Origin of the sequence: Haladaptatus sp. CMAA 1909 (assembly GCF_043952005.1) — an archaeon.
Lineage (GTDB): Archaea > Halobacteriota > Halobacteria > Halobacteriales > Haladaptataceae > Haladaptatus.
Genome location: NZ_JBIOAV010000002.1, coordinates 335902 through 350098, shown reverse-complemented (window position 1 = coordinate 350098; position 14197 = coordinate 335902). Strand labels below are relative to the sequence as shown.

Annotated in this window: 18 protein-coding genes and 1 pseudogene; 7 read left to right on the top strand and 12 right to left on the bottom strand. The window is 51.3% G+C overall.

Annotated elements, in window-relative coordinates:
• Positions 1-19: 19 nt before the first annotated feature.
• Together ACGYLY_RS19850 and ACGYLY_RS19845 are read right to left on the bottom strand one after the other, a co-directional pair.
• Positions 20-1336 (bottom strand): sulfatase-like hydrolase/transferase, encoded by a 1317-nt coding sequence (locus ACGYLY_RS19850; protein WP_395284799.1) that lies wholly within the window; start codon positions 1334-1336, stop codon positions 20-22.
• Positions 1337-1999: 663 nt separating this feature from the next.
• Positions 2000-2194 carry a hypothetical protein gene (locus ACGYLY_RS19845; RefSeq protein WP_395284800.1) on the bottom strand — a complete coding sequence of 65 codons (195 nt, stop codon included), beginning with the start codon at positions 2192-2194 and terminating at the stop codon, positions 2000-2002.
• Between the two features lie 14 nt (positions 2195-2208).
• On the opposite strand from ACGYLY_RS19845, the pseudogene ACGYLY_RS19840 reads away from it, so the two are divergent.
• The 3 genes and pseudogenes from ACGYLY_RS19840 to ACGYLY_RS19830 all read left to right on the top strand — a co-directional run.
• A pseudogene (locus tag ACGYLY_RS19840) lies at positions 2209-2310 on the top strand (sulfite exporter TauE/SafE family protein); the annotation flags it as partial.
• Positions 2311-2611: 301 nt separating this feature from the next.
• Positions 2612-3643, top strand: a complete 1032-nt coding sequence (locus ACGYLY_RS19835; RefSeq protein WP_395284801.1) for a hypothetical protein — start codon at positions 2612-2614, stop codon at positions 3641-3643.
• A gap of 233 nt (positions 3644-3876) precedes the next feature.
• Complete coding sequence (locus tag ACGYLY_RS19830; protein WP_395284802.1) at positions 3877-4587, top strand: phosphoglycerol geranylgeranyltransferase; 711 nt, start codon at positions 3877-3879, stop codon at positions 4585-4587.
• Between the two features lie 786 nt (positions 4588-5373).
• Here ACGYLY_RS19830 and ACGYLY_RS19825 read toward each other — a convergent pair.
• The 5 genes from ACGYLY_RS19825 to ACGYLY_RS19805 all read right to left on the bottom strand — a co-directional run bounded on the left by ACGYLY_RS19825 (position 5374) and on the right by ACGYLY_RS19805 (position 8256).
• A complete protein-coding gene (locus ACGYLY_RS19825; protein WP_395284803.1) occupies positions 5374-5772 on the bottom strand; it encodes a hypothetical protein in 399 nt (132 codons plus the stop codon).
• Between the two features lie 423 nt (positions 5773-6195).
• Complete coding sequence (locus tag ACGYLY_RS19820; RefSeq protein WP_395284804.1) at positions 6196-6486, bottom strand: HalOD1 output domain-containing protein; 291 nt, start codon at positions 6484-6486, stop codon at positions 6196-6198.
• A gap of 352 nt (positions 6487-6838) precedes the next feature.
• Positions 6839-7396, bottom strand: a complete 558-nt coding sequence (locus ACGYLY_RS19815) for a SprT-like domain-containing protein (protein ID WP_395284805.1) — start codon at positions 7394-7396, stop codon at positions 6839-6841.
• 83 nt (positions 7397-7479) lie between these two features.
• A complete protein-coding gene (locus ACGYLY_RS19810; protein WP_395284806.1) occupies positions 7480-7887 on the bottom strand; it encodes an ester cyclase in 408 nt (135 codons plus the stop codon).
• 201 nt (positions 7888-8088) lie between these two features.
• Positions 8089-8256, bottom strand: coding sequence for a hypothetical protein (locus tag ACGYLY_RS19805; protein WP_395284807.1), 168 nt, complete (start codon positions 8254-8256; stop codon positions 8089-8091).
• 55 nt (positions 8257-8311) lie between these two features.
• On the opposite strand from ACGYLY_RS19805, the gene ACGYLY_RS19800 reads away from it, so the two are divergent.
• On the top strand, positions 8312-8731 hold the full coding sequence (locus ACGYLY_RS19800; protein WP_395284808.1) for a hypothetical protein: 420 nt from the start codon (positions 8312-8314) through the stop codon (positions 8729-8731).
• A gap of 77 nt (positions 8732-8808) precedes the next feature.
• The gene (locus ACGYLY_RS19795) at positions 8809-9081 is read left to right on the top strand and encodes a hypothetical protein (protein WP_395284809.1); all 273 of its coding nucleotides are present in this window, start codon (positions 8809-8811) and stop codon (positions 9079-9081) included.
• A gap of 131 nt (positions 9082-9212) precedes the next feature.
• Here ACGYLY_RS19795 and ACGYLY_RS19790 read toward each other — a convergent pair whose 3' ends face one another.
• Complete coding sequence (locus ACGYLY_RS19790; RefSeq protein WP_395284810.1) at positions 9213-9536, bottom strand: SWIM zinc finger family protein; 324 nt, start codon at positions 9534-9536, stop codon at positions 9213-9215.
• Between the two features lie 112 nt (positions 9537-9648).
• Between ACGYLY_RS19790 and ACGYLY_RS19785 the strand changes: the two genes are divergently transcribed.
• Both ACGYLY_RS19785 and ACGYLY_RS19780 read left to right on the top strand, forming a co-directional pair.
• The gene (locus tag ACGYLY_RS19785; RefSeq protein WP_231187808.1) at positions 9649-9903 is read left to right on the top strand and encodes an AbrB/MazE/SpoVT family DNA-binding domain-containing protein; all 255 of its coding nucleotides are present in this window, start codon (positions 9649-9651) and stop codon (positions 9901-9903) included.
• On the top strand, positions 9881-10315 hold the full coding sequence (locus tag ACGYLY_RS19780; protein ID WP_395284811.1) for a type II toxin-antitoxin system VapC family toxin: 435 nt from the start codon (positions 9881-9883) through the stop codon (positions 10313-10315). Before ACGYLY_RS19785 ends, ACGYLY_RS19780 begins: the two co-directional genes overlap by 23 nt.
• Before the next feature lie 54 nt (positions 10316-10369).
• Here ACGYLY_RS19780 and ACGYLY_RS19775 read toward each other — a convergent pair whose 3' ends face one another.
• From ACGYLY_RS19775 to ACGYLY_RS19760, 4 genes are all read right to left on the bottom strand, one after another.
• A complete protein-coding gene (locus ACGYLY_RS19775; protein ID WP_395284812.1) occupies positions 10370-10609 on the bottom strand; it encodes an SWIM zinc finger family protein in 240 nt (79 codons plus the stop codon).
• 257 nt (positions 10610-10866) lie between these two features.
• Positions 10867-11664 (bottom strand): alpha/beta fold hydrolase, encoded by a 798-nt coding sequence (locus tag ACGYLY_RS19770; protein ID WP_395284813.1) that lies wholly within the window; start codon positions 11662-11664, stop codon positions 10867-10869.
• 261 nt (positions 11665-11925) lie between these two features.
• Positions 11926-12744 carry an alpha/beta fold hydrolase gene (locus ACGYLY_RS19765; RefSeq protein WP_395284814.1) on the bottom strand — a complete coding sequence of 273 codons (819 nt, stop codon included), beginning with the start codon at positions 12742-12744 and terminating at the stop codon, positions 11926-11928.
• Between the two features lie 430 nt (positions 12745-13174).
• Entirely contained in the window at positions 13175-14035 is an 861-nt protein-coding gene (locus ACGYLY_RS19760; protein ID WP_395284934.1) for a helix-turn-helix transcriptional regulator, read from the bottom strand.
• Positions 14036-14197: the final 162 nt, after the last annotated feature.

The window sequence follows — 14197 nt, the reverse complement described above, 5'->3', positions numbered from 1 at the left end:
GCTTAAATCCTCACATACATCAGGCGTAACCGAGATCCTCTAACTGTTTTTTCACTGAGTCAGATAGATCGATATCATCCTCTGTCTCCACTATATCAATCCCTGCCAGCAGAGTCTCTAGTTGTCTTTCTGGATCGTCGTACACTCTCTCTCCGTACTTTTTAAATCCGTCGAAGGTTTCATGACCATAATAGCCGTCAAATGCAAAACCACGCAACTCCGTTTGCAGATGATCAATATTTTCAACGTCACTGTTTTTCAGAGCATGATAATGACGGTTAGAAATACCATGATATTCAGTAAGAACATCCCTTGCTCCCCCCGATGACCGAAGATCGTGACCTCGACCCTCTGATTCAATATCAGCCGCGTTTAAAACTGTTTGATACACATCGAGAATACTCCTTGTTTCAGTGCATTTGGTTGTTGTCTCATCGCCGGAATAGACATTAAGGGGGACGTGCGTTAACTCTGGATAAATTCCATACATATGCTCCCAGGCATTGTGCTCTCCCAGTAGTTCTCCGTGATCACTAAGAGTAATGATGAGGGAGAATTCGTCCTTTAGCTCATCAAACATTCTCCTATACATGTCTGACAGATACCTCACTTCGTCATCATACGCTCGTCGTATCTGCTCTGGATCATCTTCTGGGGCACTCATCGTCGCATGCAATCCACTAATGGTCGGCGGCGTCACGCTTTGATATTCGTCTGGAGCAATATATGGAGAGTGCGCCTCCATCAAATTCAGGAATAAGAATTCTTGATCACCAAAGTTGCTCTCCTGGATAAAGGACAATGCAGAACGTGCACCGTCGTCGTTAGCTCGATTTTCATATCCTAAATCTCGAAGCTTCAACCATAGTCCACGCCGGAATGATGCTAGTGTCTGGCAATCACCGCTAATACATTTCCAAAGAGCAAGAGGATACCGCTGAGGGCCCATATCTTCGGTTTTTGCAATAAACTGGTCCCAGTCGAATAGATCTCGATCAATAGTGCGAAGCCGCCAACTTCCTTTGAACTGGTCGAATCCACGGTGAAAATCAAATTGTCGTGAAATGTTTGGGTTGCCACTAAATGCTCGTGTTGTGTATCCTGCATCGCGCAGGATTTCTGCGAGAACACGGTCATCACAGTTGAGCATTTCTGCATGTCTATAAACACCGACCTCACTCGCATATCTACCTGTGAACAACGAACCATGGGCAGGAACAGTCCAATGGCTCGTACTCCAAGCGTCTTCGAAGCGTTTGCCAGGAAGCCAATCAAAGTGCCTATCGAATGCGTCCTTTCTGAGCGTATCAAGAACGACTATTGCAATATTTGTCATCGTGCTCTTATAGTTATCTCTCGTAGCCTGCCACTCTTCGGAAAGCGCTGGTATTCCTTTTCAAAGAAGACAATAAGGAATAAAAATGTTCGCATATCAGGCACTCCCTCAGTACAACGGCAGTCCACTCAGCAAAGAAAACCGCCACCTGACTCGCAAGGATGAAATCCTCCAGTGATGCTTTCAGCACATCTACGGAAGCAAGCACTTGGATGTCGGGTAGTTTACCATCAAACGATACTGCCGTCAGCATCGTTATTTTGAATACGTCAGGTTCGGGATTGACGATGAGTATCGAGTCCGCGTCTCGGGATAACGAGTCGATCGTTTCAGCGAACTCCTGGTCTAAGGCAGGTGTACTTGCGAATATACCCTCTTCGACGCGACGCCCCCCATTGTTCTACTCTCATTGCTACTTGAAAGTATATCCTAAAAATAGGAAAAGAGCCGATTAACTCGATGTTTTTCGATTGGGGAATCTTTTACTATGTTGTGACTGGGTCACCGTCCTATCAACGAAGACCTTACTTGCCATAGTATGTACGACGACGAGTGCCACGAGGCGTTACCTGCTTTTTGACACTTATTGGTCTTCTGATTAACCTATCCCACCGAGGACGAGCCGACCACCGAAGACGACTCGGACGATTTGCAAAATGGCTGTTAGTTCACATCCTTATTTCTGGCTGGCAGATCACGGCGACGGTTTTTCACATCAGTAATAATCACAACAATTCTCGGTGTGCTTGCTGGATGATCCCACCGTAACAGTAGCGCACACAACAATGGTGTAGGCACTTCATCAATTAAATCAACCAACTCAAACTCGTCCTCACCACTGGTAGTGTCGGTTTGCATTCTTTCGGGTAGAGTTAGAGGTAGACGAACAGAAGTTCAATTGGTTTGTCGTCGTATTTCTATTCATCATCTCGCTCAATATCTTCCGAAACACGATTCCGGCACTTTTCGGCTAATTGGTTGCTCTACGGTTTGATGTAGGCGTACTCTTCATTTTAGAGCGGCGTTAGTTCTCCAATACCTGATGAGGTCAGGGGTGCCCACGTCTGCTTAGTGCAACATGAGGCAGTGAGACAAATGGATCCCAACCAAGTCACTCTTTATGTGCAAGTGGACCAAATTTACTTTCCTCTGAATCTCTAATCCGCAGTCGATTCAGCCGGGTTGCCGCCCTCAAGAAAGCACGAAACCAGACCTCTCAAGAGGGTAAGTGTTTCAGCAGCCGTCTTTTTCACTGTCGGTGACATATGTGCCATCATGGGCGACGCAGATGAGGACGAGTCAATGGTCGGGCGGATGGATGAGTCCCGAATTCGATTTTGGTTTCTCCTCGATGGGGATCGGTGGGTGATTACTGGCATGCTCACGCTCGGTTTGTTCGTTATTCTCGTCGTTGCTGGGACAGTCGGCCCCTCATCGTTTCGCTCGGTCATGAGCAACACAAATCAAGTTGGTATCGCATTCCAGGCATTCATTGCGTCGCTCATCACCGGTGTGACGCTCGTCGTCACCATCGGTCAGCTAGTCCTTTCACAGGAACTCGGGTCGCTAAAAAATCAACGGGAACGAATGAAGGCCACCGTAGAGTTTCGCCAAGATGTCGATAGTTTGATCGGGACCATCGGGCTGCCCGATCCCGCGGCATTTCTCCGCCAACTTATTCTGACAAGCAAAGATCGTGCCGAGGTACTCGAAGACGTTCTTGCAGAGAACAACGATGATGAATTACGCGACCAAGTCGATCAATTCGTTATCGCTCTCATCGAAAACGCTAACGAGGTCGAAGAGCAGCTAGACGACGCCGAGTTCGGTGAATTCAACTTATTACGCACAGCCATGAACTATAACCATTCGTGGAAGCTGTACGGTGCCCTATGGCTCCGATCGGAGTATGAAGACGGCCTCAACGATGAAGAACGAAATGCGTTCGATGAATTGATCGACGTGCTCATGTTTTTCGGCCCGACGCGCGAGCATTTCAAAGCACTCTACTTTCAGTGGGAACTCGTCCGCCTCATCCGGTCGATTCTGATTACTGCCCTTCTTGCACTTGCCGTCGCGATTGCGACACTACTCTATCTAGCACCAACCTCGTTTCCAGGCGTGACCTTCGGCGTAGCAAACATCATCTGGGTCGTTAGTGCGTCCTCGGCGATCACTATCGTCCCATTTTTTGTGCTGACCTCGATCGTCCTGCGAATCGCGACGATTGCGAAGCGGACGAGTGCGATTGGGCCGTTCATTCTGCACGAATCGGACCGTGGCGATGATATCGACCTCGAGAATTAAACACTCATTTCAACGAATCCATAGAAATGGAGCTTTATACGATTCATTCCGGTCATATGGTGGTACGTTCCCTGAATGTGAATCCACCGCGAACTTCGGCTGACTACTTGGGGATGATACGGCCTGTATGTTCTGATTTATCCGTTGATAGCGACTTCCGGTGGGCCAACTGCTCCACAAATTGGGATTCACCGAAAGAAAGCGGTTTGACTATGATTGCATTACGGTGAGCTATGGTGACTTCGTGGGCGAACTGGGAACACGTGACCAAAATCGACCCAGACAAAGCACTCCACGACGGGGATACCTACGCTGGCATCGCGGACACAGGAACAGATGCAATCATTGTTGGAGGAACTACGAACGTCACTGAATCCGGCGTTCAGTCAATTCTCGATGCACTCGCTTCTACCGAGATTCCCATCTTCATCGAGCCGACTTACCGCCCGTCGTCATCTCATACCGAGGGACTCTCTGGCTATTTGCTTCCGATCGTTCTGAATGCCAATGACCCACTGTGGATCACAGGAGCGCACCACGAATGGGTTCGCTCTTCGGATCTTGAGTGGGATTACGTCCACCCAGAAGCCTATATTGTCCTGAATCCAACGTCATCAGTTGCTACGCTCACACAAGCGGACTGTGACCTTGATATCGATGACGTCGTTGCCTATGCTGAACTCGCCGAACAGATCCTCGGTCAGCAGATCGTCTATCTCGAGTATTCTGGCATGCTTGGCGATCCAGCTATTGTGGCTGCCGCACGCGATTCACTCTCGTCAGCACAGCTCTTCTATGGGGGCAGCATTCACGACTATGATTCGCCCTACGAGATGGAAAGTGTCGCTGATACGGTCATTGTCGGGGATGTACTCCATGACGTTGGTGTCGGGGCAGTCGAAGAGACGGTTCGTGGAGCAAAGGATGCGAAGCACGACTCGTGATCTTACGCTCTACGATCGTAAGTGGTGATTCACTGTCAATTTTCAATACGATGGGGATGAGAAAAAGACCTATAACAACTCACAACTGGTACGTTACTGTGGCAAGCAAGACGGCCACCGGCTTGCTCTCCCGACCACTGGTCTGACATTGACCAGATCGACGGCGTTTCTCCGTCGAGAACCACGGTCGCACAGAGCTTGCCCGCGCCGATGACTGGGACAACCGGAATAAGCGGCACTTTGCGGGCCACTACGCCCTCGCCAGACTCGAAACGCTCCCCTCCTACCCATGTAACGCTCACGGGGGTAGCGGAGATGAGTTGGTCCCCGATGACGCGGAGGTGTGGAACAGGCTACAAACGTCTGCCTGAAAACCCTTGCTCGCAAGAGCGGGGGAGAGTAGGTTGCTGTCATCCCTCTGCCTGCACTGGCTTCTGAATACGTTTCTATGAGGAATTATAATGGGTTGACATTGATTTTCAGGTATTCAAACCTATAAAAAGACTACTAGCGACCGCAGAAAACTTATCTAGATGGGTGTAATACCGTATTCTAGAAACAACGCCCGCACTGAACCACGAGTGATCCTCCTCTATGACACCATCTCCATCCGCTGATACAGATAACTGTGAATCGCACAGTAGACGGGATTTTCTCGCGACAGGCGCAAGTGCTGGAGTGACAGCTTTGTCGGGCTGTCTCCTCCCGGCAGGTTCAGGAGGGGGAAGTGTTCCGTCCGCTGGGCCGACAAACAACAGTACGAACGCCACAAACGGTAATTTCAGATCAATCGACCCCAAGCAGTGGCGTGGAGAGTTCCAGAGCATCGTGAATATGGCGAAGGACGGGGCGGATCCAACCGGTGAGGAAGACGTCTCGCCCATAATCCAGCGCGAAATCGGGAGTGATACACTGCTCTACTTCCCGCCGGGACGCTACAAGATGAATAGTCAGGTTCGCCGCGTCGGGCTTCGAAACATCGGGATTATCGGCCAGAATGCGACGCTCGCTCACGGCCGCGTCGACGCGATCAAAGGCTTCGACGTCTCGGCAGGCGAGTTCCACGGTCCTGCCCAACACTTCAAGATCGGGATTCCTGACGATCCGCATCAAGGTAAATTCGTCTTTGGCGGGTTCACGCTCGATTGGCGCGGGAAGAACCAGGGGATGCAGGTATTGAACCATCACACGGCGGGAACATCCGAAATTCGCTCGCTTCGCCAAGTCGGAATGCATTCGCTTGGGTGCCAAGGTCCGCTTCGGGTGAATCCCGCCACTCGCCATCCCATGCCCAGAAAATGGGGACGACGTCAGCACCAACCGGGACGATGCGTTCGAACTCGATATGGAGGTCTGTTCCAGCGGTTAGCACCGTCCCTAACGGGAAGTTCTCCGAGGGAAGAGACAGCTCAACAATGACCGCCATATACTCAAAGACAATCTCTCCATACCATCTTAGTAACTTGGGCACGGAGCTCACAATTCCCTCGATGGAAGATCGCGTTCTTCACATAGGACCGTTGATCTGTAGTGGCACTAGTGCGCTAAAATCCGGACAATTCAACAGGAGCAAAAACTATCTGTCGGCTAAGGAATGGCGATAGCAGATCAGCTCTCATCTGCGCTGATTGGATCGAGATCCACTGTTCTGTCGCTGTTGACCGTTACCTGATAACCACAGTACTGGAAGGTCACAGTTCCATGGCGTCTGGTTCCTGTTTGTGTGGGTGCAAACAATCTCTCGAGTGCATCTGGGTCAATAACGCCGTACAGCGGCGGGCAACCACTCCATTCAGACTGTTTTCGTGCCGCAATCGCTTCCTGAATACGAACAGTGATGGATGACCCTGTTGCTCTATTTTGGTCGCCGCCTGGTGTATTGGCATTGCTCTCTCCCATTGTGTCTCACGCTCGTTCTGAAGCCCCCACATTCGAACCCCCTCGTGAGAACTTCATCTGTGCTACGGACGGTAGTTATAAACATTCTCTGGCGGTTGATGAAAACATGCGAATGATCATTATATAGCTGTGCGAGGAGAGCGTATCAATACCACAGCTGAAGTCATTCAATGAATTTCACTTGAGCAGCCCCTCTGCAGGTTAGAGCCAAGAGCTAGTATGAGCTACTAACCAGCGCAGGCTCTTACGTGAACTAGGAGCGATAGCAAGAACTCAGGCAGAAAGCAGTGAGCCGCGAAAATCTTCCTCGTATATACTTCTTATCGCGAAAACTACTTAAACGAGAATTCGGTCAGTGACCGTCTCCCCTCTCGACGTGTAGTGACCCACCGCACTCACCACAACTGTACTGTTCGGAGTTATGTACCGTCTTCGAGCGTCGATACCGAGCAATCCGACCGCCGCAGTCCTCGCAGATAAGCCACCACTTCGGGGTGGTGAAGCGTTCGCAATGCTGCGAGGTGTCAAGGCGGTCCGTCCAGCGGGTGAACGTTCGCCCGTGGTCCGCATCACCGAACTCGTGGTACTGCCAGGCGTGAATGAGTTCGTGGCGGACCGTCGAACTGAATTGCTCCCATCCGTGCTTCTCGTAAGCCTTCCAGGTCAGCGCAATCGTGAGTTCGCCCGTTGCAGGGTCGTACTTCGTAACGCCCGCCTGTCGTTGGGCTTGATGTGAAACCTCCCAGTCGATGGTTTCGACCGGCAGCTCCAGGAAGTGTTCAGCGGCGACGTTCGTTGCGTGCTGTCGTGCTCGGTCGAGTAGTGCTGTTGGTGTCTTGGGAGTATCGTTGGTCTCTGTGTTCGTGCTTTCGGTGAGCGTTCGCTGGTCGGTGCTATCCGAGACCGTCACTTGGCGTGAGATGGATAAAAAGTGAATAGGTAGGCCAATTCGGTGTCCTTTGTGACCCTGTTCTACGTACGCTTACTAGGAGATTACTCTTCTAGTTGTTCGAGCAGGCTGTGAACGTCAAAAACGCCCCAGATCTCGGCTATGTGGTCATCTTCGAGTCGGACCTGATCCATCCCAGTCATAGTGACCGTTTTATCGGTTGGATCAATCCCCATGAATTCACCCTTTTGAGTCGCATCCGCTCGCCACCGATACATTACTTCATCTCCTTTGCCCAGCATCGCATCAATTGTTCCATCAAATTCCGGAAATGCGGTGTCGATTTCCGTGACAAACTGTTTATACTCGTCTGCTCCGTGAACTTCACCGGTAGTCGGACCATGCCGGACAAAGTTATCAGTGACATATTCATCAACAGCGTCTGGATCGCCGTTGAAGAAGCAGTCTGTGACAAAGTTGCGGACGGTCTCTTCATTCGTGTCTGTTGACATTCCCCGATCCCCGAAGTACCATCTATGGATATCAGATTAAAGCTACCGTCGTTTCTTTCGGGCTGCGACTAGGAAATAGTGGACTAAGAGCAGAGAAATACTGTCTATCGCTGCCTCCAGACTCGGTTACAAGCGTTCAGTAGCTGCTGATAGTCAAAATCAGCACTATCGAATAATCAATGAATTCGACTGAAGTGGTGGTTAATTCGGCAGTTCCTTTCGTCCCGTTCGCACGCATGGCCAGCAAGGGAAGCCACCGAGGCCGTCGCAGTTGCAGTTGTCTGGTTCGGTATCGGCTTCGTCTTCAGAGAGGAAGATGTCGAGCGTTTTCTCTTCGGTTACGTTATCGACGGCAATCGAGTAGATCATTTCGTTCGAATCATCTATGTTAATAGCACTTCGGACGTGGGTCAAGCTATAACTGATGGGAAAATATTCGCGCCGGGCTGTGTTGTCTTCTGGAATCACTGCTGGAATCGGACTCATATCAGGCTGTACGCTCCTCAAAACAGACCCACCAGCAGGATCGCTGAGTATTCAAAACCGTAATTCATTTCCTCATCTCGTTGAAATCGATCTTCTCGATGGGCCTCAAAACGCGGTCGAAGCCCAATCTGGGCTTGATGGGGTTGTTTCGATTGAACCAGAGAGTGAGAAAACATACGAGAAGTTGTTCACTACAAGCGGGACCTACAGAATTCGAGCACAATACGAAAACAGTGACCCAATACAGTTTTCTGTGAATCCATTTTCCGGTTCGCACGGAAAACTCACCATCATTCGCATCGAAAAATATGGTAATCTCACATATGTCGTTGAGTCCTTAGACGGTGGTTTGCTTTAGGTCGGCAGTTCCCGCAGTCCTATGATTTGAAATTGCTGAGTCGCAGGTTTTTTCGAACCTACTGCAGCATTGAAACCATGGACTCATCAGAGACTGCTGCAGTGAATGAACTTGAAGAACAGGAGCTATATGAACTGGTTCACAGAGCAGTTGAAGACGCCATTTTAGGGATGGTCGGGACGCTCCTCTTAGTTGGAGTTGCTGTGGTTCTGGTATGGACTGGCATAATCAGTGCCTTGTCTGGAACCTCACTTGTTGGGCTCGTGGCAGGGGTTGCTGCCATTGTTTTCGGCCTCTATCTGGGATTCGCAACGTTAGAGATTATACCATCGGTAAGGGAATGGTTTTGAGCAAAGTACTCAAAGCCCCTCCTTTTTCTACAGCGGTTCGTACGAACACGGGATACAGCTTCTACACGAGAAGAGAAGCAGACATTAGGAACATCAATCGCTGTGCTACAGATTAAAAATCGGATTGTGAGCTAGCTCGGCAGTTCCTTCCGTCCCGTTTGCACGCACGGCCAACACGGGAAACCACCGAGACCGGCGCAGTCGCAGTCTTCGGGTTCGGTCTCGTCGTCCTCGGACGGGAAGGCATCGAGCGTCCCGTCGTTGGTTGCGGTTTCGACGGCGGCCATGTGCTTGCAGAAGACGTTGCGATGGACGTGATGCGGGCACGTGCAGGCCATCAGCTTCTCGGTTACGTCGTCGATGGAGACGGTGTACTGGTGGGCTGCGGGGTTCTCGTGGCTCTCGTTGGTGACTTCGACTAGGCCAGGTGTGCCCTCTCCGTGTAGACTGCTCACTCATCTCGATCCTGCCAGTCGATATTGTACCGTTATCAGTACTCTCCTTACTTAGGAAGAGATGTAAGAAAGAGATATTAGTAAGAATCACGTAGTCAGAGGTTGAGAGAGCATGTCAGTTGAAAAATCAGCTCGGGTAACAAGCAAAGGGCAAGTTACAATCCCAAAGCCAATTCGAGAACGGCTCGGTATCGACGAAGGAACAACGGTCACCTTTGAAATTCACAGCGATGGCACAGTAACCGTCTCGCCAGAGAAAGACTCTTGGGAGTTACTCAAAGAAATCCAACAGACGCCACGGAAGACCGATAAGAGCGTTTCAGAACTTCTTTCGGAATCCAAACGTGCCTGGAGCAAATACGACTAGATGCTTTTTGTCGATTCATGGGCCTGGTTGGAGCTTACTCGAGGGTGAAAACGAAGCGCAAGCACGCGAGGTGATCAAGCGTGGAGAAGAAGAAGGGATGATTGTCGCAACAACAGTCCTGGCCGAGGTATACTACATTCTCGACCGTGAAAAGGGAACAGCCACCGCTGAGAAGACAATGGAAATGATCAGTGGCTTCGACCATCTTGACATTCTCCCAGTTACACCCTCAATTGCCATTCGTGGTGCACAGCTTCGACGGAAATATTATTCCCAAGCCGATGAGAGAACCCCATCCTATGCAGATATGATTCATCTTGCAACCGCTGAAGAAGTAGCAGGTTGCGATCTGCTCTGTACCGGTGATTCTGACTTCGAAGATATTACCGAAGTCGAGTGTCACGTATTCTGAACATACAACTGCACCTCGTCAACTCCTAGTTCCTCACTTGAGCTAAAACGAGGGTTAGTTCGGTAGTTCTTTTCGTCCCGTTCTCACGCACGGCCAGCACGGGAAGTCACCAAGACCAGCGCAGTCGCAGTCTTCGGGTTCGGTCTCGTCGTCCTCGGACGGGAAGGCGTCGAGCGTCCCGTCGTCGGTTGCGTTCTCGACGGCGGCCATGTGTTTGCAGTAAGCGTTGCGGTGGACGTGATGCGGACACGTGCAGGCCATCGGTTCCTCGGTCACGTCGTCGATGGAGACCACGTATTGGTGGGCTGCGGGTTTCTCGTGGCTCTCGTTGGTGACGTCAACGAGTCCGGGGGCATCGACGTCGAAAGAGAACTGTTCGGCCTGTGCGCATTCCTGGGCCCTTACTGGTGTGCCTCGACCGGTGACTTAATCCTGATTATTTCATTCGAATGTAGGTAAAAAAGCATGGATGAGCGATTTTCTCTGCTATGAAATCGCGCATCACCGGCGACTGTCTAAATTCAGTACTCTGATTCTATCAAAGCCGATTATCAGATCGAGCCGAGAAACTCGCGCAGGACTCGATTGAAACGCTCGGGTTCCTCGACGGTTATACAGTGCCCACTCTGTTCGAAGAGTTCGAATCGAGCATCCGGAATGAGTTCGGTTGTGTATTTAACATTGGCGACGCCCCGCCATTTCTCGTCCGCCCCGGCACAAACGAGGGACGGGACATCGATCTTGGAAAGCACGTTTCGGTAATCGCACATCAGGTCGAGAAGCATTGCGCTCTGAACCGAAGGTGGAGTCCGAGTTCCCTCGTCGAACATCATATTCCGAAGTTCCTTCGAAGGGGGCTCTTTGAGCAATGCCTCTATCGATTCCTCAGTCAGTTCCAGTGGGTTCGTTTGCATCCTCCCGAGGGTCTCTCGCATTCCGTCTAAAGTGTACGTCCCGAATTCGTAATCCTCCTGCTGGTATGTCGAGGGTTCCATATCGATATCAACTAATGCACGTACCCATCCCGTGCCGAACTGATCAACATACTCCCATGAGACCAGGACACCCATTGACCAACCGACGATCACGACATCCGTCAGATCAAGCTGTTCGAGAAAAACCCGAAGGTCACGGGCATGCTGAGAAAGCGTGTGACCCGTCTCTGTCTTCTCCGATCTCCCGTGTCCTCGAAAATCGAGTGCCACCGTGTGAAAATCCTCACTGAGACCGGCCAACTGAGGTTCGAAATATCGGAGGCCAGCAAACGCGCCGTGGAGAAATAGAATCGTCGGTCCCTCACCCTGCTCTTCGTAGTATAGATCGGCTCCATTGCACTGGACGATTGGCATACCCTGCTAGAGATCTCTTACAGGTAAGTCGGCTCCGGATACTGTCGACTTGCGGACAATACATCACCGGTGACCTATATGCACTGTGTATGCAGTAATAGCTTAACGAACTACCGAGCTGTTATCTGGTGTCCTGTGCTGACTACAGAAGCACAACTTAGCACGAGGGTTTCATCCGTTCAGGACACCTCTATTGAATCAACTGTTTACGAATTCCCACATCGAACATATGATATAACTATTGGAAAAATTGGCGTCTAGTTAGTTTGATTCACGGATGAATGTGAACACCTCGTCGATGAACTGTTCTGTCGCGGTGAGCATCGCGACGTGTCCGTGCCCTGCAAACGTAACGATCCGGCTGTTCGGAAGCGCTTCATTGAGCACCTCCATGGCAGCGTGGAGGAATGTTGGGCTCTCACTACCTTCTAACAGCAACGTCGGCGTAGTCAAGCCTGCAAACCTAGTAGGCTCGAACTCGTACTCGCTTACTCCTTCAATCGCACGGGGAATTGTATAGGCCCCCTCCACTCGATGCTGCCAGTTCGGTGCTTCACGAAGCGCGTCAATTTCATCCGGTGGGATGTCAGCGACCTCTCGCAGGAATAGAACGAGCACTTGCTCGTGCTGTCCCTCGTCCAGTAGCGCCTCCATTTCAGTGACCTCCTCTTCAACATCGATATTGTGATCACCGACCTGAAGTGGCGGTTCGTACAGAATGAGTTTACGGAGGTTATCGGTTCGGAGCGCTGCTTCCAACGCTACTAGCGCACCACTCGAATGCCCGAGCAAGACAGCTGGTTCGTCGATTGACTCGACGACGGCTGCCACGTCTTCAAACTCGCATTCCAGTTCATACTCGTCGGTGTCGCCACTTTCGCCCAGCCCACGCCCGTCGATCGCATAGACGGTACAGTGTTCAGCAAAGGCGGGACGCACCCCGCCTGCGTCCCACCGTGTGTGATCGTTCGCACCGCCCCCGGGGACGAGCACAAGCGGTGGCCCGCTGCCCGTCCGTGCGAAAGCGATGGGGGTTCCATCTGCTGACGTGACTGTGTCCATTGTGTCTGTTGATGCCATTGGTCCCTCCAGTCAGAGCGCTCAGTGTTCGATATCTTCCTCGGAAAGGAGTACCGGAGCGAACTCTGATGGGTCGTTGTAAGGTATGGACCACGTTAACCATTCACAATTCACTAACAAAACAGGGCGTTTGTGACGGATTTGTGCCCTGAATTTCACACGACGTTTCTGACAGTCACTGGTGAGTACAGAGAACCAATGTCTGAATTATGACGTTCTGATTCCAGACAATGGTAAGGAGATTTGAGAGTGGAAATTCGATATAAGAATCGTCTTTCAGAGCGAGACCTGTATCGTCGCTGCCGCTATGCAGTGAGGATACACTGGGAATATGGTTCGTTTCTGCACGGTAGTGATCATTGCTCTTCTCCACAGTTTGGGCATACTTTAGGAGGTGAACCAAACGATTCACTGAACAGACAGAGAACGCTCAGCCTACCGGACCAGCATGCTCATCGAGTGGTTCAGAATCCGCTCTGACAGACGCATAGACACGTTCGGTCCACTCACGTGCGATGGGTGCATCAGTGTCGACGAACACCTGCATCAATCCTGTATCCTCGTCGTATCCGCCGATCCCGACGTGGTCGTCGAAAATGGCAAGTCCGTACGGCAAATTCCCGCGCGTCCGAAGGGTCAGATGCCCGCGTTCGATTGCCTCGGTCGCCTGTTCTGGGTACGTCTCGAAAAGCTTCTCGACGATGGACGGGAGGTAGATTATCTCGGTATCAGTTTCCTCGAACACTTGCTTGTGGAACTTCCCTAAAACCAACGGAGCCATATGGGTCGTGTTGAACCCGCGAAACGAGTCCGACTCACGGAGTAGCGAAATGAATCGCTCGACCGGCCGGTACGGATCGTCGGGTTCCGCAACAACGACTGTCGCGTCGAGGAACGGTTCGACGACGAACTCCTGATGGTCCTCACAAATGACGTCAAGCAGCGGCGTTAGTCGATCCGATGTCTGGACGTTCGCTTCGAACCGAAGGAGGTACACGGTTGTTGCTTCACCGCTGCCGGTCAGTTGGAATCGACCATCGGTTTTCTCGGCGAAGCCCTGCTCATCGAGCCAGCGTGTGAACCGATGGCTGGTCGCTTGCGAAACGTCCAAGCGCTCTTCGATCTCCCGACGGTCGAGTGGTCCCTCAAGCAAGAGTGTCTCGAGGACGGGGCGGTGTCGGACGATGTCGCCAAGCAAGTCGATGTCGACACGGCCGCCGGCGGATTCCAGTCGCTGGCCGATTCTGGGAAGGTTTCGTTTGAGTACGATGCCTACCTCGTTCAGGTCGATAACAGTGGACAGATCACGGTTCACCAGCCGAGGTCAGAATAGGACAGCGACCGCTTGGTGAAAAGCGACTAGCTGTCGTGCTGTGTGCTGAAACGCAGGAAGAGGGAAGTCAGTATATGGCTTGTTACGTAGTTCCGGATCCTTCCTCCGCTTCGCTAAACA